This window comes from Rhizobium sp. L51/94 (genome assembly GCF_019355555.1).
In the GTDB taxonomy this organism is placed as follows: Bacteria; Pseudomonadota; Alphaproteobacteria; order Rhizobiales; family Rhizobiaceae; genus Rhizobium; species Rhizobium rhododendri.
The window spans coordinates 209,505-235,460 of the sequence record NZ_CP072145.1; the positions used below are offsets into that span (position 1 = coordinate 209,505).

At 52.8% G+C, this 25,956-nt stretch carries 19 protein-coding genes and 3 pseudogenes; 11 read left to right on the top strand and 11 right to left on the bottom strand.

Annotation, left to right across the window (positions count from 1 at the left end; all coding sequences use genetic code 11):
- Window positions 1-133: 133 nt before the first annotated feature.
- Genes J5274_RS28335 through J5274_RS28350 form a run of 4 tightly spaced genes read right to left on the bottom strand, consistent with a single transcriptional unit; the run spans window position 134 to window position 3,213 of the window.
- Window positions 134-451: a hypothetical protein gene (locus J5274_RS28335; protein ID WP_219276168.1), complete on the bottom strand. Its 318-nt coding sequence runs from the start codon at window positions 449-451 to the stop codon at window positions 134-136.
- Window positions 448-1,827 carry an FAD/NAD(P)-binding oxidoreductase gene (locus tag J5274_RS28340; protein ID WP_219276170.1) on the bottom strand — a complete coding sequence of 460 codons (1,380 nt, stop codon included), beginning with the start codon at window positions 1,825-1,827 and terminating at the stop codon, window positions 448-450. The genes J5274_RS28335 and J5274_RS28340 overlap by 4 nt, the downstream gene beginning before the upstream one ends.
- Window positions 1,824-2,201 carry a (2Fe-2S)-binding protein gene (locus J5274_RS28345; RefSeq protein ID WP_307877656.1) on the bottom strand — a complete coding sequence of 126 codons (378 nt, stop codon included), beginning with the start codon at window positions 2,199-2,201 and terminating at the stop codon, window positions 1,824-1,826. The genes J5274_RS28340 and J5274_RS28345 overlap by 4 nt, the downstream gene beginning before the upstream one ends.
- Entirely contained in the window at window positions 2,104-3,213 is a 1,110-nt protein-coding gene (locus tag J5274_RS28350; RefSeq protein ID WP_219276172.1) for an FAD-binding oxidoreductase, read from the bottom strand. The genes J5274_RS28345 and J5274_RS28350 overlap by 98 nt, the downstream gene beginning before the upstream one ends.
- Before the next feature lie 129 nt (window positions 3,214-3,342).
- Between J5274_RS28350 and J5274_RS28355 the strand changes: the two genes are divergently transcribed.
- Window positions 3,343-4,209: a LysR substrate-binding domain-containing protein gene (locus J5274_RS28355; protein ID WP_257625770.1), complete on the top strand. Its 867-nt coding sequence runs from the start codon at window positions 3,343-3,345 to the stop codon at window positions 4,207-4,209.
- A 156-nt stretch (window positions 4,210-4,365) separates the two neighbouring features.
- Here J5274_RS28355 and J5274_RS28360 read toward each other — a convergent pair whose 3' ends face one another.
- Window positions 4,366-5,925 carry an ABC transporter substrate-binding protein gene (locus J5274_RS28360; protein WP_219276176.1) on the bottom strand — a complete coding sequence of 520 codons (1,560 nt, stop codon included), beginning with the start codon at window positions 5,923-5,925 and terminating at the stop codon, window positions 4,366-4,368.
- 585 nt (window positions 5,926-6,510) lie between these two features.
- Entirely contained in the window at window positions 6,511-7,578 is a 1,068-nt protein-coding gene (locus J5274_RS28365) for an NAD/NADP octopine/nopaline dehydrogenase family protein (protein ID WP_219276178.1), read from the bottom strand.
- Between the two features lie 870 nt (window positions 7,579-8,448).
- Here J5274_RS28365 and J5274_RS28370 point away from each other — a divergent pair.
- The 3 genes from J5274_RS28370 to J5274_RS28380 all read left to right on the top strand — a co-directional run bounded on the left by J5274_RS28370 (window position 8,449) and on the right by J5274_RS28380 (window position 13,233).
- Window positions 8,449-8,862 carry a hypothetical protein gene (locus J5274_RS28370; RefSeq protein ID WP_219276180.1) on the top strand — a complete coding sequence of 138 codons (414 nt, stop codon included), beginning with the start codon at window positions 8,449-8,451 and terminating at the stop codon, window positions 8,860-8,862.
- Window positions 8,863-9,856: 994 nt separating this feature from the next.
- On the top strand, window positions 9,857-10,471 hold the full coding sequence (locus tag J5274_RS28375) for a RolB family protein (protein WP_219276182.1): 615 nt from the start codon (window positions 9,857-9,859) through the stop codon (window positions 10,469-10,471).
- Between the two features lie 1,217 nt (window positions 10,472-11,688).
- On the top strand, window positions 11,689-13,233 hold the full coding sequence (locus J5274_RS28380) for a hypothetical protein (RefSeq protein WP_219276184.1): 1,545 nt from the start codon (window positions 11,689-11,691) through the stop codon (window positions 13,231-13,233).
- Window positions 13,234-13,992: 759 nt separating this feature from the next.
- On the opposite strand, the gene J5274_RS28385 is transcribed toward J5274_RS28380, so the two are convergent.
- Window positions 13,993-15,207 (bottom strand): IS701 family transposase, encoded by a 1,215-nt coding sequence (locus J5274_RS28385; RefSeq protein WP_142832624.1) that lies wholly within the window; start codon window positions 15,205-15,207, stop codon window positions 13,993-13,995.
- Between the two features lie 113 nt (window positions 15,208-15,320).
- Here J5274_RS28385 and J5274_RS28390 point away from each other — a divergent pair.
- The 3 genes from J5274_RS28390 (at window position 15,321) to J5274_RS28400 (ending at window position 18,811) form a co-directional block, all read left to right on the top strand.
- A protein-coding gene (locus J5274_RS28390; protein WP_374108320.1) for an IS5 family transposase occupies window positions 15,321-16,099 on the top strand; the annotation gives its coding sequence in 2 pieces (ribosomal slippage) (window positions 15,321-15,663 and window positions 15,663-16,099; 780 coding nt in all).
- A 45-nt stretch (window positions 16,100-16,144) separates the two neighbouring features.
- On the top strand, window positions 16,145-17,359 hold the full coding sequence (locus J5274_RS28395; protein WP_142832624.1) for an IS701 family transposase: 1,215 nt from the start codon (window positions 16,145-16,147) through the stop codon (window positions 17,357-17,359).
- Window positions 17,360-17,584: 225 nt separating this feature from the next.
- Complete coding sequence (locus J5274_RS28400) at window positions 17,585-18,811, top strand: IS701 family transposase (protein ID WP_219276186.1); 1,227 nt, start codon at window positions 17,585-17,587, stop codon at window positions 18,809-18,811.
- A gap of 176 nt (window positions 18,812-18,987) precedes the next feature.
- Here J5274_RS28400 and J5274_RS29235 read toward each other — a convergent pair.
- The 3 genes and pseudogenes from J5274_RS29235 to J5274_RS28420 all read right to left on the bottom strand — a co-directional run.
- A pseudogene (locus J5274_RS29235) lies at window positions 18,988-19,910 on the bottom strand (IS630 family transposase); the annotation flags it as partial.
- Window positions 19,911-20,382: 472 nt separating this feature from the next.
- Window positions 20,383-21,159, bottom strand: coding sequence for an IS21-like element helper ATPase IstB (istB, locus tag J5274_RS28415; protein ID WP_219276190.1), 777 nt, complete (start codon window positions 21,157-21,159; stop codon window positions 20,383-20,385).
- Window positions 21,160-21,170: 11 nt separating this feature from the next.
- Window positions 21,171-22,118: pseudogene (locus J5274_RS28420) on the bottom strand (IS21 family transposase); the annotation flags it as partial.
- Window positions 22,119-22,219: 101 nt separating this feature from the next.
- Here J5274_RS28420 and J5274_RS28425 point away from each other — a divergent pair.
- The 4 genes from J5274_RS28425 (at window position 22,220) to J5274_RS28440 (ending at window position 25,231) form a co-directional block, all read left to right on the top strand.
- The gene (locus J5274_RS28425; RefSeq protein ID WP_111217014.1) at window positions 22,220-22,567 is read left to right on the top strand and encodes a transposase; all 348 of its coding nucleotides are present in this window, start codon (window positions 22,220-22,222) and stop codon (window positions 22,565-22,567) included.
- Between the two features lie 62 nt (window positions 22,568-22,629).
- The gene (tnpB, locus tag J5274_RS28430; RefSeq protein ID WP_257625801.1) at window positions 22,630-22,911 is read left to right on the top strand and encodes an IS66 family insertion sequence element accessory protein TnpB; all 282 of its coding nucleotides are present in this window, start codon (window positions 22,630-22,632) and stop codon (window positions 22,909-22,911) included.
- Between the two features lie 77 nt (window positions 22,912-22,988).
- Window positions 22,989-24,647, top strand: coding sequence for an IS66 family transposase (locus tag J5274_RS28435; RefSeq protein WP_219276127.1), 1,659 nt, complete (start codon window positions 22,989-22,991; stop codon window positions 24,645-24,647).
- Complete coding sequence (locus J5274_RS28440) at window positions 24,647-25,231, top strand: plasmid pRiA4b ORF-3 family protein (RefSeq protein WP_209187419.1); 585 nt, start codon at window positions 24,647-24,649, stop codon at window positions 25,229-25,231. Before J5274_RS28435 ends, J5274_RS28440 begins: the two co-directional genes overlap by 1 nt.
- A gap of 33 nt (window positions 25,232-25,264) precedes the next feature.
- Here the strand turns inward: J5274_RS28440 and J5274_RS28445 are convergent.
- Window positions 25,265-25,861: pseudogene (locus J5274_RS28445) on the bottom strand (IS21 family transposase); the annotation flags it as partial.
- Window positions 25,862-25,956 lie beyond the last annotated feature (95 nt).

Consider the following 25,956-nt stretch of genomic DNA (forward strand, 5'->3'; position numbering starts at 1 on the left):
GCTTGCAAGGAAGGCGTCCAGGTTATGATTGGTTTGACTGTCGGACATCAGGTCCGCGAGGATGTGTCCAACAAAGGAAACAAGTTGGAATGTGGCTCCGGAAACGGCAGAGACGTCATTGGGCCCTTTGACTTTATGAGAGAAGCCAATGCCGGCAAGGTGATCCGAAATCACTGCTTCCATGCCTGACCAGACTCTCCATCACTTTGAAGTGCTTGAGTTCGGCAACAACAGTTACAGCGACGTCAATTGAGGCTGTCGGTATTGAGATATTAACACTGGCTGATTGCCGCCCCGGTATGCTGACATCGGTAATGGTGGTGTCCGAAGCGTCCTGGCCGAAGAAATGGCGCTGAGAAAGCTTGCCGAAAAAAAGGCCCCTTATCACTGCTTCTAAGGCAGCGCGAAGACCGTACAATCTTGCGCCAATGAAAAGAACGTCCGTTTTCATGCGGCGTTCTCCCCGCTCTCGAGGCTCGCCAGTTCACCAAGCGTGACCGGTTTCAACGGCGGACGAATATTGAAGAAGCTGACGTCTTTTATCGGGATGTTGTGCGCCTCGGCGACAAGTGCCTGCACCGTATATCCACACTGACGTCCCTGACAGGGGCCCATGCCACATCGCGTAGCTGCCTTGATCGCTCCTGGATCGGCCGGGCTGTTGCTTGCTACCGCGCGGACGGCCCCAGCTGTGACTTCCTCACAGCGACAGACGATCAGATTATCGGCCAGACGTGGTCTCGGCGGGGCGTAAGCGACATCAAGAAAGGGTCGCAAGGCAAGCGCGCGTCTGCGCCTTTGATCGAGACCTGTTCGTCGACGCAGTTCTTCCGTGTTGGACGAAATCTCAAGGCGCCTGGCTAATCCTAAAGCGGCGGTTTCACCAGACAGAGTTGCCACCAGCCAACCACCGATACCGCAGGCATCACCCGCTACAAAAAGTCCCTCCCGGCTTGTCTCTCCCCAACGGTTCAGCTTTGGTGCGAGGTAGCCTTGAGCATCGTTCCATGTGTGTACACAACCCAGTGCCAAAGTTTCGTGAATGCGGGGAACGACACCTTCGTGCACCAGCAATATATCCGCTTCCACCCGGTGAGATTGTCCGTGTCTCTTCCAGGAAAGATGCTCGAGACGCTGATTTCCCTCAGCCTCCAGATCCGTGAAACCTTTGACCAATATTCCGCTGCGTCTGATTTTGTGAAGCCACTGCAATCCTTTCAGCAGGCTTCCAAAATCACGCCAAGCTTTTGGAAGCTGCACCAACGCAGAAAGACTTGGCGATCTCGACGTATCAAGATAACCAGCAATGTGGCCTTGAAGGCTCAGAACCTGAGTAGCGTAGAGAAGTGGCAACGGTCCAGCCCCGGCGATCCATAGCTTTCCCTGGGGTAACATGCCGCCGGATTTCAGCAGAATCTGTGCCGCGCCAACCGTCATCACGCCAGGCAGGGTCCAGCCTGGAAATGGAACAGGCCTTTCCTGCGCGCCGTTTGCCAGAAGCACAGCCCGGGCTGAAAGACGTGAAGCTTTGCCTTGCGATGTTACGAACAGCGACCAACCGTCTTCGATCTGCCAGACCTGTGTTGATGCGAAATAATCGGCACCTGATGCACGGAATGCTTCCACGAGGGCTCGACCTTTTTGATAATCCTTGCCCAGCGCCGGGAAAACCGGACTGCTGAGATTACGCTCGATTCCTCTGAAAATCTGCCCGCCAGGAGACGGCTGTTCGTCAATCACTACAACCGATGCTCCGAGTTGGCGCAAAGTTACTGCGGCAGCCATGCCTGAAGGTCCCGCGCCGACAATTGCTACATCGTAACTCATCGGGAAATCCCCCGGTGTCCGTGTTGGCTGTCGATCTTCATGCCTGCTTTAACGGGTACCAGACACCCTTGCGTCGAGGCCACGCCGTCAACAATTGCCAGGCACTCGAAGCACACGCCCATCTGGCAATACGGTAATCTCGGTTCTCCGCTGACGGATGAGTTCCGCCCTGCGCCCGGCACTCGCAGCAATAGGCTGGCAACGGTCTCTCCTTCCCATGCGGGTACGGCCTGGCCATTCACCAGCACGGTCATATCACTGGGTTTTCCCAGGCGCTCAAGCACACTTTTGAACATCGAATCTTCCATTTGAAAACGCTGACATGTCATCGGACAGTCGTCCCGCAAGCATAGCGGGCGCAATGATTGCGGCATGAACGGCGGCCAACGTCACACCGGAATGGCACACGGCCGCAAACAGGCCTGGGTGCTCGCTGGATTCAGCGTAGATCGGCAAGCCATCGGGTGGAATAATCCGAAAACCGCTCCATTGACGCACGATCTTTGCAGATGCGAGAGCGGGTATTGTCCGTGTTGCCCGAAGAGCCAGTCTTGTTGCCGAAGAAACGCTGACGCCATGATCATCGGTTTCCTCCTTGGTTGCACCGATCATGATGGTGCCGTCCGCTGTTTGTCGCAGGCCACTTCCGGGGTAGGGGAGGAGCGGCGCAAGCCGTTCGGTCACCAGCAGTTGGCCACGTTCGGATCTCAAGGGAATGGTGAGCCCAAGCGGATCGGTAAGGGAGGGCGTTGCTAAGCCTGCGGCCACGACAACGCGCGGCGCTGCAAAGCTTGTAGACCCGGCCTTGACAATAAAACCGTCCTGTTTTGGCGTAACTGTCTCAGCCCGCCGGCGATAATGGATCGTTCCACCGAGGTTAACGATTCCGCGATGTAAGGCGGCAAGAAGTTGCAATGGATTGACGTGCCCGTCCGCCTCACAATAGCTCGCACCCACCACCTCGGGACCGAAATCGACGGCGGGCATCATCCGCTCAAGCTCGGCGCGATCTATCATTCTGGTATCGGCCTGAACGGTCTGATTGTGCATACGCTTGTTGAGGGCGTCCCGCTCCTCGTATTCATTCTGCCCCAGGCAGTATATCAATCCACCCCGGCGCGAATAGTCGACTTTCATCCCGACGTTTCCGGTCAATTCTTTCAAAAAGTTGGGCCAGAGATCCGCACTCCGCCGTCCGAGATGATGATAGGCTGGCGCGCTCGCGCCCTTTCCTTGCACCCAGACCAGCCCGAAATTAGCGCGGGCCGCACGCATGTCCCTGTCCTCCCCGTCCAGAACAACAACCCGTTGTCCTGTCTGGGCGAGCCCATAGCCAAGCGCCGCGCCGACGATACCGGCACCGATAACTAGAACATCCGCGCTCACTTTGATCTCCGTTGGTTATTGCTCATGCTTGTGATGAAAGGTAAAACTTTGAACGTCTTCTTTTCCCGTCCATATTCATAAGGGTTATGACGAATGCGAAATCCAAGCTTGCGCCAACTGGAGGCGCTGATGGCTGTTATTGAATCGGGAACTGTGAGTGTTGCCGCCGCTATACTGCGGATTTCACAACCCGCGGCGAGTAAGCTGATCCAGGATCTGGAGGCTGATACGGGCCTCAAGCTGTTCGAGCGCAAAAGCGGACGTCTGGTGCCGACTGGACGGGGCATGCGCTTATACGAAGAAGTCGAGCGTATCTTCGGCGGTGTCCACCAACTCGCCCGTGCGGTCGAGGCCATTCGGCGTGACGAACATGGACATTTGCTCATAGGCGCAATGCCCGCATTGTCAGGATCGTTCATAACCCGGGTCATTTCGAGTTTTAAAATACGGCATCCAGATGTATTCGTTTCCATCGAAGCACGTAGCTCCCGGTTTTTGACAGAAGCGGTCTTGCTTCGTCGTCTTGATTTGGCACTGGTTATCAGCGGCCTGGAACATCCCTCTATGGTAGTCGAGCGGATGCATTGCTCTGCTGCCGTGGCAGCCCTGCCTCTCGGTCATAAGCTCGCTAAAAAGGCGGAGCTTTGTCCCGATGACCTCAAGGACGAACCGTTTATTGCCTTCGCGCCGACGGGAACGATGCGTACCAAGGTCGATGCAGCGTTTGAACAGTTCTCAATCACGCCCCGGATCGTCATCGAGGCGACCACAGCGCCGAACGTTGCCGAACTCGTGGCGGCCGGATTGGGCGCGACGGTGGCCGACCCCTTGGCAATTGAGTTTGTGGCGGACCGGATCATCACCCGGCCTTTTCGCCCCACCATTGATTTCGGCTATAGTATCATCCGTCCGACACGGGCAAGAAACAGCAGTCTCGTTGCAGACTTCATCGAGGAGATTCATGCTGCGGCGCGGACGCCAAGGCTAATCCCTTGAAAAAGCCGACCGGAAAAATTCATCTTACCTTCGTTCAATTCGAGAGCCCGTCACGTCCATATTGAACCAGACGGCCTCTCATTTTTTTTCAGCTGTTTCTGATTAGAAAAGCCGATGACAACGTTTTCCTGTCAAACTCCCGGCGCGAAAAACGTTTTATTGATTAAGGCTTGTTTTTTCCGTAATCGGCGGTGCCAGATTTAAGGATCCGGTGAGCTCATACCCATAGTCCAGAGCTTTGCTGCGAGCCCAAACCTGCATCAGGCTGAACAGCGGAACACCGCATACCTGATCGAGAATCTTCTTCTGGGCAGACGACCAGAATTTATTCCGCTCGGTGTCCGTCGTTGCCTTGCGAGCAGCCATGATGTCGGCATCGGCTGCATCGCAATGGGAAAAATTCGTAACGGCTGTTGGCTTGCCGATAGAGGCGCTGGATTCGTAGAACTGGCTCAGATAGCTGTCTGCAACAGGGTAACGTGCCGCACCGTAGAACACGAGATCACTCAAATCCTTTCGGATCTGTTCGTGATATGTCGGGTGATCGACCACCTGCATCTGCATATCGATCCCGACTTCTGCCAATTGGGCTTGAATGACTTCCATGATAGGCTGCTGCGCAGAACTGGACGAGACCACTGCCGACAACGTCAGGCCGTCCTTGTAACCGGTTTCTGCAAGAAGCGCCTTCGCACCCTCGGGATCGTATTTATAAGCCCAGGTGCAATCTTCGCCGAGATAGCCGCTGGGAACCACAGAACAGCCTTTGGGAGCTACACTTTCACCGACGAACTGAACGATTTGGTCCACATTGATCGCTTTGGAAATGGCCTGGCGTACCTTGACGTTATTCAAAGGTTTGCGCGTCGAATTGATAAATAAAGTCCGATATTCGCCGGGAGCGAAAATGTCGACAATCGAGCCCTCCCAGCCTTTCGCCTGGTCGACCCAACGCTGCTCCCTTTTGCCATAGATCAGATCAAGCTCTCCGGATCGGAAGGCCAGCTCACGACTTGAGTCTGACGGGATAAGGTCGACCCTGATGTCATCGATTTTCGGCTTGCCTCTGAAGTATGTTGGAAATGCGTTTAGATATACGGCCTGCTGGGTGACAGCTTTTTCGAACACGAAAGGACCGGTACCAATAGGCTGCGTTTTGAAATTTGCCCCGAGCTTATCCACCGCTTTCTTACTCACAATGTTGCCGCCGTGATAATTGGCAACGAGCCCGAGAAATCCAGCAACAGGCTCGCTCAAAGTGATGCGGACCGTCAAGGGGTCAATGGCTTCAATTGTCGTAAAAGCGGCATAGTCGCTTGAATAAGAGGACGTGTCCGGGTTTTTTGCCCGTTGAAGAGAGAACACCACGTCCTCCGCTGTCAACTTGCCATAGTCACCATGAAATGAGACATCATTGCGAAGTTTGAAAGTCCAAACCAAGCCGTCCGGCGAGGTCGTCCAGCTTTCGGCAAGGTCGGGTTCAATTTTGGTTGGGTCGGCACTCCCAGGGGAAAATCGAACAAGTCCGTTGAAAATCCAAGAAACCACGGCCAAGTCCTGGGTGGTCGTCGCTCTAGTGGGATCAAGTGTGGCAATATCGGCGGCTGCCATGCCAACCTTCAAAGTGGCAGAATTTGCGACGCCAGTATAACCACACCCAGCGAGCATGGAAGCTGTGAATAAACCTATCAACTCGATCCGTCTTTTTTTAAACATTTGTTCCGCTCCTTATTTCTTTTGTAACTGGAATATTATCCTTGTCGCATAAGTGTCAAAGTCGTTTTTTTGCTTTATGTATTCCCTAGGGTTATACGCGTAGCGCGCCATCACCACTTATAGGTCGCGTCCTGCTCGTTCCTCGTCTGCGTGAGCAGCAATGGAAAGTGTCGCCAAGGCATTGAGCCATGGCATGGCAGGATATATTCTGATGTAAAAAACAAAATTATCTGCGCTCACAGCTCTTTCGCCTTTGCCGATCCCTAACGGGCTCGGCAAATGCAGAGCAATGAGCGCAGATAATTTTGCTTTTTACATCAGAATATATCCCAAAGTCTTAATGTATTTCATGATTACGCAATTTATTTGCTTTATAGTTCGTTCATATATACGTATAGTTTAATTGATTTATGAATTTATATTATTAAAATGGTGAAAGGGACAGCTGCAAATTTATAAAATATTCGATTTATTTAATATTATATTGGCATGATATTTAGATCAACGCCTCAAGCATAGGTTACATCAGGAAGTACATAATAATAAGAAACATAATTGAATCGGCTTCATAGACCAAATGACTCCTCATTCCTCGGCTTTGCTGTTGCCCCACTTGGTAACAATGTCGTCGGCCGATATTTCCTCCATGCCAGCACTCGCCAGGGTGATGCCGATTTTCTCAAGGTCAATCTCCCCCAGTATGTTCAGTGACTCAACAGCCCATTCGAGTTTCTTGACGTTGATATCAAACTTCTTGCCAAGGTCCCTGAAGAGGATCAACATCCGACCATCCTCCATGATGTAACGATGTTTGAAGTTCTTGGGTGCTCCCTTGGTGGCATTATGGGAAACGGATTTCGATACGAAATCATGGATTGTTGTGGCATCCTTTCCGTACCAGCCATTGAGAAGATCGAGAACAGTGCGGGGTTTGAAATCTAACTTCTTCAAAAGTTCTATGCGCTCTTGGTCGAGACCCTTCATAGCCTCTGTGACAATTGGTGTCATTCCCTCCTTGTAGAAATAGAAGTCCTCCTCAATGTCTATCTTGGCGGCATTAAAAATCACTGCGGGAGTGTGGCAGATACAGTTTGTGCAGTTGAGGGCCACTTCCAATCCGTTGGCAAGCCAAACGAGATTATTAGGGAAGAGATCACCTATTTCTTTGGCCAGGGAGGGTTCGGGATGGGGAGTGGTGAAGGTGATCTCCAACTGCTTCTTGATGGCCTTCACGTAGATTGCATCATCCACCATTCTGCATCCGTAGGGCGACGTGGTTGTTTCTAGACTGGCAAGAGTCTCAAGCTTTTCCAGGCTCAAACTGGCAGCATTTCCGGGGATCCAGATCAAAATCTTCTGTTTAAGGTCAAGGACCTTCAGTTGTTCGATCAGTTCTTCACGAGCACCGTTAAGTGACGGGATGGTGACCATGATGTATTTTGCTGTTGAAACTGCATATGCAAGCTCTCTCTTCACGACAGGACGATAGGTGCCCTCGATTTCCCCCATTGCTTTCAACCCATGTTCGGCAATCTGGGTACTATATCCGAGGTGGGAGGGGGCAGCCCATATCGAGACCGATTTGCGTCGGTAACTTAGGTCAGCGGCAAGTGCGTTGCCAACGTTGCCAGAGCCGATGATGAGGATACTCATTTTGATCTGGGAAATGATAGATGAAAGAAGAGATTTAGGATTTTATAAAGTTGTTGCAGGCTTTTGCCCAATTTATAGAAGCGCCACAGGAGCTCTAGTCCCTAGCGGATCGCAAAAGTCAAAAACGGCGGCTCCTTAATTTCTTAAGTTCACACGAAGAAAGATAAATTTGCGATAACATCTGACTTTTAGCGTCTGTCATAGGAAATTAGTATCATGGGGAGCCCCACCTAAAAGTCGGCTCAGTTCCAATTTTCAACATGTGGGGTCTGTGATTGTGATGATTGGTGCGGTTACAGTGATACAGCTCATATCTGTCACGCCGTCCGGTCACCAATTTCGCCCGCCCATTTTGACTTCAGAGAGCCAATGGATTTGGAATTAGGTACGGTTGCTGGGCGGTTTGGCATTACGTGCAAAAGTCGATGAAGACTTTAACCACGCACGCGTTTTGTGGGCCAAACGAAGTGACACTCGTTGAATTTAAGAGGTCTGGCCCGTTCTGTTGGATGCGTGGAGGGGCACTATTAAGACTGTATGTAATGCCGCTATGGCGACGTTAGAGATGCTGGCGGCTTAATTGGCGGTGATACCCCCTGACAAACGAATTATAAACTATCATTACTAAGGCGATAAGCTATTTTATTTCGTGGATTTCTCTTGTTGATTAAATATGTATCTCGAATATTTGATCTATATTTTTTGTCTTACGTAAGTGCTTACGTATTTAGGCTAGCAAAATGCTTTGTTTGATCGGACGGTGGACAATAAATTTAATAATTTAAGAAGAGTCGGTAAATCCTCTTCCAACTCGAACCACCTTTGAAGCTATTTAAGTCCCTTTTCGCATTGGGTTCAGCACGAGAACAAATGTCGTTTCTTTGGGTAGATCTGCGCGGTTATGCGAAAAATAAAATTCAAGATATGCTCAGGCAGCAGGCTATTCTGGTGATGGAGACTTATGGTTCCACTGTCCTATGGGGGGGTGAGACAATCATCCACTCTGGTTCGTTATATTTCATCTATGGCCCGAGAACGCTCCAGAATGATCTCAACGAGCACAACGGCACTTTGGTGATAAAGAACGAGGAACTGGTCGGCCTTTCTGAGACTTATCCCGATCAACTGCCGGCAGGGTTCGCAAGAGCAAATGGCTTCACGCACTACGCGGCAATATACAAAAGCGACTTGTTCGTACCTGTGGAGGGTGAATTCGTGAAGTGGAGCCGCTCTGGCCCAGCCGTGGATTACCCAATCGTGGCTTTTGGAACTTTACCCCAATGAAGTTACTCGTCATAGTAATATGTTATTTCAATACGAGCATGTAACGTTCTTTTTGAACTATTCCGTGAGGGCATTTTGTATCAATAATTCTATTTAATAAAATATTCGGGTTACCTAATTCCTTTCATATCAATAATTTAAAATTCGATTTATGTTTAACATAAATAATATAAATCTACTAAAGTAGGTTAATAAATGGGATATAATAATACAGGCCCATAAAACTGATATTATAACGTTAGGTTGTGAATATCATTGAAATATTCAAATAAAAATTTTTTTAATTTTTAAAGAGTCTTAGCTAAGCATAGATCGATATTTTGGAAATCTAAATTAGTGGTCATAAAAAATTATGATTCAGATCGTAGCGGACCGTCATTTCAAACATTATTTCCTTTTCACCATGACCCCAACCCACCAAGAGGCTCCGTGGCGCTGATCAGATCGTAGCTCGACAGATCTTTTCCGATATAATTCGCCATCGCACTTCAGGAATGGTAATATTAATGACCGCCTTAAGTCACATAGCTCTCGTTATGAATATATATATTAATAATCGTGTCCGCAATTATTGAAATTGTTTGTCATTCCTTTGAATAGTCCCAATCACTCCTTGATTTTCGCTGATTGGAGTAATCGCGGCACATTTGTGACTTTACTAGGGGCGGCCGAATCTGTTCACATCGTGGCAAGTTTGATTTAAACCTTTTGTCAAAGGGCGGTGCTGACGCTTTCAATAAAACCCGACACACTACCGGCTCTGTCACCGAAAATTGACAAATCATCGATGACACCTGGTCCCACAAGAATCTAAAGTCCGCTGAGCCATTGTCAATTAAGGCGGCGATGCGTGAAAATAGGGAGATGATTGCTATAGTACCATAGGAAAGATATACGGCTCCGTTATCTTTACGAATTGCCAACAAGGGCGTCAGCGCTTCTATAAATTCGAGCATCAACCGTAGTGCTATCTCAAGGCATTTAGTACCTTACTATGGCGGTACCTAGATGGGCGGTTCGTGACCTGACTCAAATTCTGAATGCTCAGGAACTCTCACTTCGCTTGGAGCAGGCCCGTAACGATTTCCGGACCACTGTAGGATCAGTCTGCTACTTCAACGCTTCGATACGTACTCCCGGTCAATCTGACGATGAATACATAATGACCGATCAATCTTTGACTTACGTGTATGCTGATCAAGCGACTGCTCAAAGATGCGCTATGAACCGCCTTCTACCCTCTAGTTCAAGCAACTTCGGCGCTGCGGCAACGGCCATACCCCCGTGGCTGTTAGATCCGCGGCGGTTGAACCGCCTGCTGCAAGAGGGTACTGACCAAGGGGGCCTGGTCAATTACTATGAGGGCCCACATAAAAACGCTTTTTTCCTCGCCATCATGCGAAGCAACATATTTGTACGCCCTGGGGCTGATGAGATAAATGGCGTATCTTACGACTTCTTTGCGAGAGGTGGCAACTACACCGACGGAGGAGAGGATGAAGATGAAGATGAAGATGAAGATGAAGAAGTCCAGGACCGGGAGTTTCGGTTGGGTGACCTAGTCAGTTATCCGATCATTGCCTGGGGCTCATGTCCGCGTTCTGCTTAATCAACGGTCCGGATGACGTGCGACGCTCTTACGTGTGTTATGCTAAATAAATGGTTGATAACCATATTTCCGTTGAAATTTTAAATGAAAAGTGTCTGTCTCAATTTAATATATGTCAACTTTGTCTTTCTTTATAGAATGTTGTAAAAATATTATGTCGAATAATATTACGTTACTGTTCCCATATATGTTATATAGTTGAAATTTTAAATTATTCATCTCCCATATGATTCTCCATAATACGTCTTCACCATGAAGCTGGCACTCGACATCATTTAGGCCATTGGCATTTTTAGATAAATCAAACTGCATCAACGTGGGTTGAAAAATGAGTCTAATCCAATTGTCAGATTGAGCTAGAGGCTACACTGATTGGGTCCTCTATGTGTTTAGTCCCAACATTTCACAGCTTAGGTTTTGAATGAAGATTCCTGGCTTTTATCGTTGAGTTGGCGGATGACTCGGACGGTGTTTTGAAACGTAGCGCTTTGAGCCGCTTTGCGTAGTGGTTGGCGCGTAGCCAGTCCCGGACATGACAGAAACAGCGGCTCATTAATTTCTTGAGTTCACACAGAGAAAGACAAATTTTGCGATAACATCTGACTTTTAGCGTCTGTCATAGGAAATTAGTATCATGGGGAGCCCCACCTAAAAGTTTGCTCAGTTCCAATTTTCAACATGTGGGGTTTGTGATTGTGATGATTGGTGCGGTTACAGTGATACAGCTCATATCTGTCACGCCGTCCGGTCATCAATTTCGCCCGCCCATTTTGACTTCAGAGAGCCAATGGATTTGGAATTAGGTACGGTTGCTGGGCGGTTTGGCATTACGTGCAAAAGTCGATGAAGACTTTAACCACGCACGCGTTTTGTGGGCCAAACGAAGTGATACTCGTTGAATTTAAGAGGTCTGGTCTTATTTTCAAACTCTACCGCATTAAGATCTGGATCGATTCGATTGTTTTTATATGTGCCCATTGTCATATTTTTTTGATAACTAAACAAGCTGTGCAAAGCTTCTCTTCTCTGACATCCTCGGAAATATGTAAGTATAATTTAATATTGAAAAATCGCTTCATATCACTGCTATTCGACATTGAAGTCAGTTTTTTTGCAGGACGAATGCCTCTGAGAGTGCTCTCGCTGATCAAGTACTCCTGGGAAAGCAAGCCAGTCTGCTGCATAAGCCCTGGGTTCAGAGACTGACAAAGTCATGGATGTGCGGCGGAAGCTATTCATACATAACCGTAGAAGCTGATCCTGGCCAAGAACTAGAGGTCATCAATGGCTACAGTTTGGCAGGCGATGAGCCAAGCCGGAAAAGCGTGCTTGCTTCTGTGATAGGGGGGGCGGCTGATGAATTTCCGAGCAATCTGAAAGATGCAATCGACATCCTCACCAAGACGTATCCTCCCGAAAAAACCGTGGTCAGATTGGTTGACCGTGTAGATCCTGAAGCTGGTAGCAGTGACCTTAAGGTGCAGGAAACGGGACAAAACCGGAAGGTGATGGATGAGTGGAAATCCATTCTGAACAATATGTCGCCCCCGCAACGCGCCATGTTGGTTGCCTGGAACCGGGTAGAGCGCGACACGGTTCTGGATCGCATCACGAAGCTGCCCTACCTGCCGAATGTCGCTGCGACTTATCTGAATGCCAATATTTCCTGTATAAAAAGACAGGAAATGCGTTGGCGTGAAGGCGTCCAAATGGGAATCTGGGAGAGAATAATCTTCTGGATTTGGATGCTGGTGATGCAACTCGGTGTTATCGTCCCCGATACTGTTTCCGTTTTCCTCGGAGCAGTCATTGCTGTGTTCCGTTCGGGACCGATCAGATTGCAAAATCAGCTCATGGCAATCGCGATATTGGATTTTCCCTGGGCGGATGAAAGGCTTGCGCGCTTCATCATCCTGCAGCGCTTCCTTGGTATTCTTCCAACGATTTTGTTCGGTATTTCCGCCCTGGCAGATTCAGGTTTCCGACGGACAGCTTTCAAAGGTGTGAGCAATATATCCTGGAAAGCAGTTATCTGCATCCTCTGGCAAGTCCTGATGCACAACTGGAAAAATCTGTACGATTTATATTATTCCAAGCGTTTAAGGGCGTTGAGGCTGTCGAGCCTCGAAAAGTCAGAGATTGTTGAATGTCAAGTTAGTCTGTCACGTTCCAACGCTCTCATCTATGCCGAGTTTGAGATTTACCAACTCGGAAACCGATTCGGAGCGCAGACGAGTTATTATAAGCAGGATCATGAGGATGTGGCAAAAGGTCTGCATTGGATTGCTCATACAGAGACAAAAGAAGCCGTCCAAAGGAATTTCGCCGGCAAGTTTTCAATTTTAATTGCGGTCATTGCCATTGGCAGTATGATTTGCACATCAGCCTTTCCAGTCGATCCCTACGCCGGCCTTGTTGCGATTGCTTATTTTGGTCCCTTGACCATCAGAACTGCGGTTGATGTTTGGGGTCCATCCCAAAGCCTTGAAGATCTTTTGCGCCTGTTCACCATCACTGCTGGGCCAACATTTCCGAGCACCCTCTTGATGGTCGTCAATTTGATTTATTGGATTATCACCAGAGAGGCGTTGTTCGTTGGCTTTTCGAACATAAAATTCGCCATCACATTCGCAGTTCTGGTTTATCTCAGCCTCTACCCTAAACTTTGGGGGGAGGGATTTTTGTACGTAGGGCTTGCTTGTCAAAAATACGGATCCCGGATTACGGGAAAATCCTCTGGAAAAAATAATGTAATTCCATGAGGATGAAATATGTATTTCAGTTTTTTATTAAATAAAGATTAATTCTCGTATTCCTCCTTAAAGGTGCTATCTGAAATCCGAAAACATCTTTTGGTTTGATCCGAAAACCGGATTCCACTTTTTCCCGACGAACACTAAGTTGGCTCTCGAGCATTAAAACGTGCGGACCCACGTTTCATAGATATCGTGCGCGTCGTAAATTCTTATCCAACTCCAAATCGACACATGTCGTCGATGTCGCGGACTGTTTGTTTTTTCTTCAACATCGCGGTGTTGAGAATTGTTTGGTTGACAGGATATATTGGAATGTCGCATCCGTGCATCCGTGCATCCGTGCATCCGTGCATCCGTGCATCCGTGCATCCGTGCATCCGTGCATCCGTGCATCCGTGCATCCGTGCATCCGTGCATCCGTGCATCCGTGCATCCGTGCATCCGTGCATCCGTGCATCCGTGCATCCGTGCATCCGTGCATCCGTGCATCCGTGCATCCGTGCATCCGTGCATCCGTGCATCCGTGCATCCGTGCATCAGAGGTGGCTCGGGAAATCTGCACAGCGGGGATACGAAGTGGATTTTCTGCCTAACTTTGGATTCGATGCTAGCATTACAGTTGCAATTTTGATTTCAGGTGAGCGCGTTGGGCGGCAGCTTGATGCGCTCGTCTCCAACATGACCATGCGATGATGTGGGCGGGCTTTATACGCCGCTGGGCAAGCTTATTCGCAATGCGTCGGACCTCTTGGATGGACCAGCGGATCAGATCGTGATGGTCGGCATCCTCGGTCTTTTTTGGGGTGCCGCATTATTGGCGCGATATCGGATCACAGCCATCATTGCGAAGGCGAGCATGACGAGCGAGACATGGCGATGCCAGCCATGCCACGAGCGGGTCTCGTTATGATCGAGGCCGAGTTCGTTCTTGGCTGTCTCGAAGCTATCCTCGATTGCCCAACGGTGACCTTCTACGGATACGAGCGTCTGAATGCCTGTTCCGGCCGGGCACCAAGTCGTGAAGAATGCGAGGTCGCCATCGCTGATATTGCGCCGGATCAACAAGCCACGCGTCCAAAGCCCGGTTTGCGTATCACTGTATTCGTCGGCATCGATATCGGCCAGTTCGCAGTAGGCCCAGTCATGAAGCCGCGCGCCTTTTGTGCCATCGCCAGCGGAAAGGCGATGCCATGCAGCCGGATCGAGATCACGGGCAATCTCAAGAGCGGTTCCTGCGACGAAAGGCTTACCAGACCAAGCGCCAAAATGATGGTCGGATTTAACCCCAAGAACGTAACCTTTGCAGGCTCGGCGCAGCGCTCCTTCGACGTCTCCGACGCCATACACCGCATCTGCTGCCACCCATGAAAACGGCACTTTGGCTGTCAGCGCCCGCCGAATCATATCGACAGCGAGGGCAGGCTTGGTAGCGAAGGCTACAGCTTCAGGAACATGAGCGGCGGCAAGCCTTGCCGGATCGCTGGTCCAACTCTTTGGCAAGTACAAGGCTCGATCGATAAAGGCATGACCACGATCGGAAACATAGGCGGTGAACACACCGATTTGGCAGTTCGTTACCTTGCCCGCTGACCCTGTATATTGACGTGAAACACCGCAAGATGTCTTGCCCTGCTTGAGGAAGCCGGTCTCATCAATGACCAGGACCGCATCATCTGTGGCAAGGTGCTCCACAACATACTCGCGCACAATGTCGCGAAGTCCGTCTGCGTCCCAGCGTCCACGACCCAAGATGGCTTGCTGTCGCCACGGACCAGGATCGCCAGCCGCCTCAGCGCGCATCCAACCTGTCTTACGGCGCTCATCACCTAACAAGCCGTCCAGGAAAAGGTTTGCAGATGCTGCAACGCGCTCCTGCGTAAACAATCCGCGCATACGCGCCTTAACTTCACGCAGCGACGATGCCCAAAGTTCCAACGTTGTCTCGATCGATGCACCCATCATCCATGACCTCCGAATCATGGAGGCCTATAGATTCAGAACTTGTAAAAATACGCAACTGTAATGCTAGGCAGTGTCCCCATAAACGGGGTTCATCTTATTGACGGTGTATGATTCAATCTCCTTGAAAGGAGATTGCTATGCGCCGTCACGAATTGAGCGACGAAGAATGGGCTATCATTGCACCTCTGTTGCCGAACAATAGCCGTGGAATTGAACGTGTCGATGACCGCCGGGTGATCAACGGCATCCTCTGGCGTTTCAGGACTGGTTCGTCTTGGCGAGATGTGCCGGAGCGTTATGGCCCGCGCACGACGCTTTACAATCGGTTCTCCCGATGGCGCAAGGCGGGCGTCTGGGATCGTCTTCTGGACGCCGTTTCAAAGCGTTACGATGGAGACATCGTGATGATCGACAGTTCTTGTGTTCGCGTTCACCAGCATGGTGCCAACGCTAAAAAGGGGGATCTGCCGATCCTTGCATGGGACGTTCGCGCGGCGGCCTGACGACAAAGATCCACGCTCTTGTCGATGCAGATGGCAGACCGGTTCGGCTCGAACTCACCGCCGGCCAAGCCGGCGATGCACCGATGGCTGAAAAGCTGTTGAGCGACCTGCGGCCCGGCGCGACGATCCTCGCCGACAAGGCATATGATACCGATGCAATTCGTAACTTTGCCAAGCAACGCAAGTGTTGGGCGAATATCCCTGCAAAGGCCAATCGAAAGCAGACATTCAGCTTCAACCGCTGGGTCTACCGTCAACGCAATCTCGTGGAACGGTTCTTCAACCGTATCAAGCAGATGCGAGGCCTCGCGACGCGATACGACCGGCGCGCTGATAATTACATGGCCGCCCTCAAGCTCGTCGCGACGAGGATATGGATCGCCTCAACTAATGAGTCCGTGGCCTAGCATTACAGTTGCGTATTTTTACAAGTTCTGAATCTATAGGCCTCCATGATTCGGAGGTCATGGATGATGGGTGCATCGATCGAGACAACGTTGGAACTTTGGGCATCGTCGCTGCGTGAAGTTAAGGCGCGTATGCGCGGATTGTTTACGCAGGAGCGCGTTGCAGCATCTGCAAACCTTTTCCTGGACGGCTTGTTAGGTGATGAGCGCCGTAAGACAGGTTGGATGCGCGCTGAGGCGGCTGGCGATCCTGGTCCGTGGCGACAGCAAGCCATCTTGGGTCGTGGACGCTGGGACGCAGACGGACTTCGCGACATTGTGCGCGAGTATGTTGTGGAGCACCTTGCCACAGATGATGCGGTCCTGGTCATTGATGAGACCGGCTTCCTCAAGCAGGGCAAGACATCTTGCGGTGTTTCACGTCAATATACAGGGTCAGCGGGCAAGGTAACGAACTGCCAAATCGGTGTGTTCACCGCCTATGTTTCCGATCGTGGTCATGCCTTTATCGATCGAGCCTTGTACTTGCCAAAGAGTTGGACCAGCGATCCGGCAAGGCTTGCCGCCGCTCATGTTCCTGAAGCTGTAGCCTTCGCTACCAAGCCTGCCCTCGCTGTCGATATGATTCGGCGGGCGCTGACAGCCAAAGTGCCGTTTTCATGGGTGGCAGCAGATGCGGTGTATGGCGTCGGAGACGTCGAAGGAGCGCTGCGCCGAGCCTGCAAAGGTTACGTTCTTGGGGTTAAATCCGACCATCATTTTGGCGCTTGGTCTGGTAAGCCTTTCGTCGCAGGAACCGCTCTTGAGATTGCCCGTGATCTCGATCCGGCTGCATGGCATCGCCTTTCCGCTGGCGATGGCACAAAAGGCGCGCGGCTTCATGACTGGGCCTACTGCGAACTGGCCGATATCGATGCCGACGAATACAGTGATACGCAAACCGGGCTTTGGACGCGTGGCTTGTTGATCCGGCGCAATATCAGCGATGGCGACCTCGCATTCTTCACGACTTGGTGCCCGGCCGGAACAGGCATTCAGACGCTCGTATCCGTAGAAGGTCACCGTTGGGCAATCGAGGATAGCTTCGAGACAGCCAAGAACGAACTCGGCCTCGATCATAACGAGACCCGCTCGTGGCATGGCTGGCATCGCCATGTCTCGCTCGTCATGCTCGCCTTCGCAATGATGGCTGTGATCCGATATCGCGCCAATAATGCGGCACCCCAAAAAAGACCGAGGATGCCGACCATCACGATCTGATCCGCTGGTCCATCCAAGAGGTCCGACGCATTGCGAATAAGCTTGCCCAGCGGCGTATAAAGCCCGCCCACATCATCGCATGGTCATGTTGGAGACGAGCGCATCAAGCTGCCGCCCAACGCGCTCACCTGAAATCAAAATTGCAACTGTAATGCTAGCACTACTTTGGCAGATTCGGGTAAGCTTGGTTTGAGATGATTTGCGCTCTCACTTTTGGGGCGCGATATGGCGGATTGGGATACGGAGCTTTCAGCATTTTTGCAGCCATTTCTGGAGAAGCTTGGACACAAGAAACGGCGACAGATGTGTCCACTTTATGTGTCGGGACTTATCGGTCCCGGAGACCGCAAGAGTATTGAGCCGATGGCGGAACGGTTCGCTCCAGGCCAGTACGACCGCCTCCACCATTTCATTTCCGACGGCCTTTGGGATGCTGTTCCTCTTGAGGCCGAGCTCGCGCTGCAGGCGGACAGGATCGTTGGCGCATCCGATGCGTTTCTGGTGATTGATGACACCGGCCTGCCGAAGAAGGGTGATCATTCGGTCGGAGTCGCGCCGCAATATGCCTCGATGCTGGGCAAGAGAGCAAATTGCCAGACGCTGGTGTCGGTGACGCTTGCGCGAGATGAGGTGCCGGTCCCGGTTGGCCTGCGTCTGTTCCTGCCGGATAGCTGGATCGGTGATCAGGAGCGCATGGCGAAGGCTGGGGTCCCAGACGACATGCGGACCCCGCGCACGAAGCCGGAGATTGCTCTTGCCGAGATCGATCGGTTGATCGTGACCGGTGTCCGGTTTGGAACAGTGCTGGCTGACGCAGGTTACGGCCTGTCGGCTGCGTTCCGAAAGGGCTTAAGTGAACGTGGCCTCACCTGGGCGGTCGGTATCCCCAAGCATCAGAAGGTCTATCCCGACGATGTCGAATTGATCTTTCCCGTCTCCGGTCATGGCCGCCCTCGCAAGCATTCGATCCCCGACACCCTTTCAGCTGCCGCCGAAACGATGTTGGCATCTGCAAGCTGGAAGAAGGTCAGTTGGCGCCGCGGCACAAAAGGTCGCCTGACCGCACGGTTTGCAGCATTGCGCATCCGGATCGCCGATGGCATGCCGCAGCGCATCTATGACAAGGGACAGCAGCACATGCCGGGCGAAGCGGCCTGGCTAGTTGGCGAATGGCGATCAAACGACGAGCGCAAATACTATCTGTCCAACTTGCCGGTCGATGCGACATTGAAAGTACTGGCGGCCGCGATCAAGGCGAGATGGGTCTGCGAACAGGCGCATCAGCAGATGAAAGAGGAGCTCGGTCTCGATCACTTCGAGGGCCGATCGTGGCAAGGCCTACATCGGCACGCTCTGATGACGATGATCGCTTATGCTTTTCTCCAGCACCAGAGATTGCAAACTGCAAAGCGGGAAAAAAAAGAAGCTACGAGTTCGCCGTGGGCCGCCTGAACCGACCTTGCCAGCCGTCCGTCGAGCCGTGATCAATGCGCTTGCTGCACCGACAGCACAGATACGATGTCCGCACTGTCAACAGCACTTCCAAAGCAAAAATTCAATTCTGCCAAAGTAGTGCTAGGAACAGGAGATACCATGACAAGACGACCGCGCCGGAACCAAAGCCCGCCTTTCATGTACTGCCAGATGTTCTCTACCGGGTTCAATTCAGGCGATCTCGGCGGTAGAAACATCAAGGTGATGTTATCAGGGATCTTTAGCTTCGGCGTCGTATGCCAACCCGCCTGGTCGAGAATCAGAACTGCATGTGCTCCATTATCGACGGCAAGGCTGATTTCGTCGAGATGCTGCTGCATGGCGTCTGTGTCGCAATAGGGAAGAACGAGACCTGCCCCCTTGCCTTTCTTGAGGCAGATTGCGCCGAAGATATACGCCCACATGGTGCGCTGATCGTGCGGTGCAGAAGGTCGGGTTCCCCGACGTGCCCAACGGCGCGTGATCTTGTTTTTCTGTCCTATGCGAGCTTCATCGGCCCACCAGATTTCGAGATCCGTGCCGGGCGGGCATTTGGCCCGGATCTCTGCAAGCGCGGCTGCAAAGTCTTTTTAAAAGCGTCGCCCTCCAGCTCATTCTGCGCATAATGGCGGGGACGAGCAGAGATCTTGGCAAAGCCCAGAGCCTTCAACTCTCGTCCGACCGTCGTATCGTCCATGGAGACACGGAATTCTTCGAAGATCCACTGCGCCAGATCTCTGCGCCGCCATCGCACGACGCCATCGACGGCCGGAATCGGTCCCCGTTCCACGATCTTTGCTAATGCCTGCCGCTGGGTATCATTCAGTTTCGCCCGCCCACCTGGAGCCTTGCCGTTGATCAGCCCATCGGGGCCGCGGGCATTGAAACGCACCACCCAGTCGCGCACGATTTGGACCGTCACGCTGCCAAGCCGGGCCGCATCCGCGCGCGAGCCGCCATCATAGATCGAGGCCAGCGACAATAGGCGTCGTGCCTGATTGGCATCCTTCGTCTGCCGCGCCAGTAGACGCAGACCCGTACCATCGAAATCCCGCCGCAACGAAAGCGCTGAACCCATTGCAAACCTCCTGTTTGCGCCATCGAGTCAGATTCGTCGACTTTTGGGAACCCCAACAGAGTCACACATCGCGCTCGTTGGTTCTCTACATTTGGCTGCTGCGTCAAGTTTTTTTGTTCGCTTTGTCTTTATCCAATCCGGTTGAAGTATAACAAGCGTCCCATGGTTCTCTTCGGTGTGCGGTCTATCCATTTCCGCCACCACTATCCGGGGCTTTTCGCTTCATATCCAGGGTGCCGATGCAGTGTATTAAACGCGGTCTTCGATCCGCATCCAACTGTCTCGCATTCGTCCGTCCCGGTCCGGTCGCTTCACCTCATGGACATTGAGGACTTTATCCGCGAACGAACTTCAAAAAAACGGTTCTTGCGGATTTCGCTAAATCGGGACAGCGGTTTCAGCAAGTCGCGGACAAGCGTTTCGCTAAGTCGCGGACAACGGATGCGATCGAATCCCGGTTGCCTTGTTGCTGTTACGCGTGATTGTGTTCGGTTATTTCGTCGCCGGTCAAGAGCGTCGGCGTTTTTCGTTTGCGCATGCTGTCGCCTTCGAGAGTGATGCGGTGGGCGTTGTGAACAATGCGATCCAAAATCGCATCGGCCAAAGTGGCTTCTCCAATCATTTCGTGCCAGGCGGCCACCGGAAGCTGAGCTGTGATCAGGGTCGATTTCCTTCGATATCGCTCCTCGAAGATTTCGAGCAAATCGAGGCGCTGTCGGTCATTCAGGGTATGGGTTCCCCAGTCATCCAACACCAGCAACTGAACACGTGCCAGCTTGTCGATGAGGCGCGGAAAGCGTCCATCGAGCCTGGCAAGTGCGAGATCCTCGAAGAGCCGCGGCATACGAACGTAGAGGACAGAGTAGTCGAGGCGGGCCGCCTGTCTCGCAAAGACGCAGGCGATCCAAGTTTTTCCAGTGCCCGTTTGGCCTGTCAGGATCAGGTTCTCGTTTGCCTTCAGCCATGCGCCCTGCGCCAAGGACAAGACATTGCGACGATCAAGGCCGCGGTGAGATCTAAAATCGATGTCTTCGATCGAGGCATTGGCAAATCGAAGCTTTGCTGTGGCGAGCCGATTGGTCAGCCGTCGGTCGGTTCGTAGTGCGATCTCGCGGTCGAGCATCAGGCCAAGCCGTTCGTCAAAGCTAAGATCATTTCCATGAACTTGCTCGATAAGTTCGCGATAGGCGGTTGCCATTCCGGCAAGACCAAGCGCACTCATCTGGTCCAGTGTTGGATGTGTCAGCATTAGATGTCCTTTCATTGGTAGTAGGTTTTGCCGCGGATATTGCCGTGCGGCGGTGCCGGCTTCACGGTCTCGCTTGCGGCAGGAGCCTGATCGAGACCAGATCTGAGAATGTTGGCGACAGACGAATAGGTCAGCGCATTGATGACCAACGCACGCTCACAGGCCAATTCCAGCCGATCGGTTTCGTAACGACGCGCCAGGGAGAGAATGCCCTGAGCGGATCTGTAGCCTTGCTCCGGGTGCGGCCGATCGCTAAGCAGACGCTCGATAAATATCGCAGTATTGGCCCCAACCTTCGCCGCTTCCTTGCGCAACGTGTGAGGCGTCGTGTTTGCATAGCGCTGGTGAGCTTTCGGCATATGCTCATTGACAGTGATATGGCCGGAACGCTGGGAGCTTCGGATGTGGCTGGCGACCCGCTTGTGGTCAAAGAAGATCTCGACCGCTCGATACGTCAGCCTGATATCGACCTTCCTGCCGATCAGACCGTGCGGCACGGAATAGAACGTCTTGTCGACGTCGACATGGTAATCGGGATGAACCTTGGCGACCTTCCATTCCGCGTATTCAAACGGCGTTGGCGGCAGTGGCTTGAGCTGGGAGCGCTCGACCTCATCGAACAGGGCTCGCCGGGATTTTCCATACCGACGCATCGTACGGGTGTTAAGGTCCTCGATCAGAGCGCTGATGCGGATATTGAGATCGACAAGGCTGAAGAAACGGTCGTTTCGAAGTCTGGCCAGAACCCACCTCTCGACGATTAAAACCGATCCCTCCGCGGATGGTTTATCCCGAGGACGCCGCGGCCGTGCTGGCAATACGGTCGTATCGTAGTGTTCGGCGAAGGCAGCAAATGTCGCGTTCAACGTCGGTTCGAACCAGAGAGCCTTGGCAATCGCGGATTTGAGGTTGTCGCAGATCGTTGTCTTCGTCACCCCACCGAAGTAACTGAAGGCTCGCTGGTTCGCCGTATCCCTACGGCGTGGACCGCCTTGCGAGTTTTTTGCGATATCGTGATTTTGCGCTCTTGAGAGTGGAATTAAGAGCGCAATGAGGACCTATGGCACAGGCCATTTTGCTGACGGGTCAAGAACGGCGTCGTCGTTGGTCACCGGCTGATCGGCTGGAAATTCTGGAGGCAGCATTCGCGCCGGGTGCAAATGTGTCGGAGGTAGCGCGTCGTTTTGATGTTTCGACGGGGCTGCTCTACACGTGGCGCCGCCAGGCGCTGTCGGCTGCGGTGACGGATGGTCCTGCCTTCGTGCCCGCGACGGTCGTGGGTGCCGCGGGCGGTGGCGATGTCGTTGCGGCGACGATCGCTGTGGACTTTGCGAACGGTACCAAGGTGAGGATTTCGTCCGGGGCACCTTGTGATCTTGCCGCAGCAGTAATGCGAGCGCTCAAATGATCCCGATCAGTTCGAGCGTGCGTGTTTGGATTGCGAGCGGCCATTGCGATATGCGCAAAGGGATGCAGGGTCTTGCTCTGATCGTGCAGGAAGGTCTGGGCCGTGATCCGTTCAAGGGGGACGTTTTTGTCTTCCGGGGGAAAAGTGGCCGGCTGATCAAGGCTCTTTGGCATGACGGAATTGGCCTTTCGCTATACGCAAAGCGGCTTGAGCGCGGCCGTTTCATTTGGCCGGCGACGGAGGGTGGAGCGATTGCGCTGACGGCTGGCCAGATGTCCTATCTGCTTGAGGGAATTGACTGGCGAAACCCGCAGCAGACATGGCGCCCGACGAGCGCGGGATAGCGTTTTTTTGGCGGGATTGCGTGCGGCAGCACCAAGAAAAGCTATACAAATCAGTGGTTTTGTGATTCACTTCGAGCATGGAAACCGGCTCGGGAAATCACCGTGATCATGCTGCAGCCCTGGAAGCAGAGCTAGCGATTGCGCGGTCGGAACGGGCTACTGCTTTGGCCGAATTGGCTGTTGCCAAGGCCAAGGAGGCCGACGATCAGGCCATCATTCTTCGCCAGAAAGTCTATATCGAAAAGCTGCAACGGGAACTGCGCGGTCAGAAGTCGGAACGGACAGCGCGGCTGATCGCGCAGATGGAGCTGATGCTTGAGGACGCCGAAGCGGCGGCGACTGAAGATGAGCTTGCCGCCGAAATGGCCGTTGCCGCAGCTGCTGCGATTGCGGTCACCGGCTTTACGCGCAAGCGGCCCGTCAAGAAGCCTTTCCCGGAATATCTTCCGCGTGAGCGTGTCGTGGTGCCTGGTCCGGTTGCCTGCAGCTGCTGTGGCGGTGAACGGCTTCGCAAGCTCGGCGAAGACATCACCGAAACGATGGAGAGCGTACCGCGTAGCTGGAAGGTCATTCAGACGGTGCGGGAAAAGTTCACCTGCCGTGACTGCGAGAAGATCAGCCAGGCACCTGCACCCTTCCATGTCATACCGAGAGGATGGGCGGGTCCGAGCCTTTTGGCGATGATGCTCTGCGACAAGTTCGGCCAGCACATTCCCCTCAATCGCCAGGTCGAACGTTTTGCCCTGGAAGGTGTGCCAGTCAGTCTGTCGACAGCAGCAGACGCGATTGGCGCGTGCTGCCAGGTCCTTGACCCGCTTGTGAGGCGGATTGAAAGCCATACGTTCGCGTCTGAACGGATCCACGGTGATGACACGACCGTGCCGGTTCTCGCTCTCGGCAAGACCGTCACCGGTCGGATATGGAGCTACGTCAAGGACGATGCTCCGTTTGGCGGAACGGCGCCTCCGTCGGCGATGTTCTATTATTCCCGGGACCGGGCCGGCGAACATCCACAGGCGCATCTGGCCAATTATAGCGGCCTCCTTCAGGCGGATGCCTATACGGGCTATGGCCAGCTCTATCTTCCTGATCGAAGTCCGGGCCCGATTCATGAGGCGGCGTGTTGGGCGCATGCCAGGCGACCATTCTTTGCGCAAGCCGATTTGGAGGCAAACGCGCGCCGAAAAGCGCAGGGTAAAAATGCCGCCGTCATCTCGCCGGTCGCCTTGAACATGGTGCAGCGGATCGACGCACTGTTCGAAATCGAGCGCCATATCAATGGCCGTACGGCCGATGAGAGAAAAGCAATCCGCCAGCAGTTGTCAAAACCGCTGATCGACGACGTGGAGATATGGATACGCGAACATCGCGCTAGGTTACCGCGCGACAATGACTTGGCAAAGGCGTTTGACTACATGCTGAACCGCTGGGAATCGTTCACCCGTTTCCTCGACGACGGGCGCATTTGCCTGTCGAACAATTGTGCGGAGCGATCTCTGCGCGGTGTGGCACTCGGACGGAAAGCCTGGCTATTTGCCGGTTCCGATCGAGGGGGCCAGCGGGCGGCGGCCATGTACAGCCTGATCGTCACCGCGAAAATGAATCGCATTGACCCACAGGCCTGGCTTGCCGATGTCCTTGCCCGCATCGCCGACCATCCAGTCAGCCGTCTTGATGAGCTTCTCCCCTGGAATTGGCGGGAAACCACAACATCGCCACTGAGGCAGGCGGCCTGATGGCAGGTCCTCTCGTTCGCTTAAAGATCATGCTCGATGACGTTGATCCCTTGGTGATGCGGCGCGTTGTCGTCCCATTCCGCATTCGGCTTGACCGGCTTCATGAGGTTCTTCAGGAGGCTTTCGGCTGGACGAACAGCCATCTGTATGAGTTCAGGATCCGTGACATCGGGTTCGGCGTGCCTGATGGCGGCTTTGATGGTCCCATCGATGCACGCAAAGAAACGCTTCTTGCTGCCATAGAAGATATCGGCGCGAAATCATTCAAGTATCTCTATGACTTCGGCGACGGCTGGACGCACACCGTGAAAATCGAAAAGGTTTTACCGGCGACCGCCGGCTTCGACGATCCCTTCCTGCTTGACGTTGTCGGACGATGTCCACCGGAGGATGTCGGCGGTCCGTGGGGTTATGAAGAGTTCCGCGAGGCCATTGCGGACACCAACCATGAGCGTCACCACGAACTTGTGGAATGGTGGGGCGATGCGCACTACGATCCTGGCGATGTCGACGCCGGCAATCTCCGCAAAAACGTCGAGGCTTTAGCTGCAAAGTGGAAACGCCGATCGCGAAAGAAAAGCTGAACCTGCGGTCCTCGGCGAATGCTTACGGTTCGCCTCGATCCAATCCGGCAGCTTCTGACTGAAGCTGGCATAGGAGAACACCAATTGCGATGCACTCAGCACGGCCACATAAATCTGTGCTGCCCGGATCTCGCCAGAAGACGGATCGATGATCGGGATCGTATGGCCGGCATAGTCGCATTCCATCGCGACACCAGCCACATGACGACTGCGATAGGTGGGTTTGGCGCGGCTCTCATAATCAGCAAATCGGCAGCAGAACCAGGTGTAGCCGTATCCATCCGGATGGACCTCCCGGTATTCCTGCCATAGCAGGTTGAGCGTCACGCCTTTGCGTTTCAACTCGCTGGCCACTTTCGGCCAGTTCGGTTCCTCGCTGTCTCGAGGAGGTCGCCCCATCCGCCGGAATAGTCGCTGCTCCAGGAGCTCGTCATCATCCAGACCGGGTGGAAGTGGCCATGCTGCAAGCCCCGCCTCCCGCGCCCGCAGCAGATACGTTGAGACCGACGTCTTGCTCATCTTCAGCCGCTCAGAAACGGCGCGTATCGACAATTCCTGCTCGAACGTCAGCCGCAGTATCGATCGAATGTCTTTCACATCAGTATGTCTCGCTTGCTTCCGTCTAGGCATTAGATCCTCGCTTAAAACACGAGAACAAATTGCCAGATCGGCGCTCACGAGATTCGATCTAAATCGCTGTCGCTTCTGTCCGCGACTTACTGAAT